Genomic DNA, 563 nt, shown 5'->3' on the forward strand with positions numbered 1-563 from the left:
GTGGCCGCGGCCGCCAGCGACGCGGCGCACCAGCATCCCGACGAGGCCGTGCGCAGGCAGAACCAGGCCTTCTACGAGTTCCTGGTGCCGGTGGTGAAGGGGTGGAGCACCGAGCTGTCGATCGATGTCACCAGCCTGGGCGTGCAGGTGCACGGCGGCATGGGCTTTATCGAGGAAACCGGCGCGGCGCAGCACTACCGCGATGCGCGCATCCTGCCGATCTACGAAGGCACTACCGCAATCCAGGCCAACGACCTGATCGGCCGCAAGACCGTGCGCGACGGCGGCGCCGTGGCACGCGCGATCTGCGCGCAGATCGCCGAGACCGAGGCTGCGCTGGGCAAGCATGGCTGCACTGCGTTCACGGCGATGCAGGCGCAACTGGCCAAGGGCCGCGCGGCGCTGGAAGATGTAGTGGCGTTTGTCGTGGCCAATGCCAAGTCCGACCCGAACGCCGTCTTTGCCGGCAGCGTGCCTTACCTGAAGCTGTGCGGCATCGTGTTCTCCGGCTGGCAGTTCGGCCGCGCGATGCTGGCTGCCGATGCCAAGCGCGCCGAGGATCC

At 68.4% G+C, this 563-nt stretch carries 1 protein-coding gene; it reads left to right on the plus strand.

Translation table 11 applies throughout. The features are described 5' to 3' along the window. Positions 1-563: acyl-CoA dehydrogenase C-terminal domain-containing protein (locus AC3WL8_RS40015; protein WP_492380272.1), on the plus strand; the 563-nt coding region annotated here is incomplete at both ends.

Source organism: Cupriavidus sp. FW305-F7, from assembly GCF_058782875.1.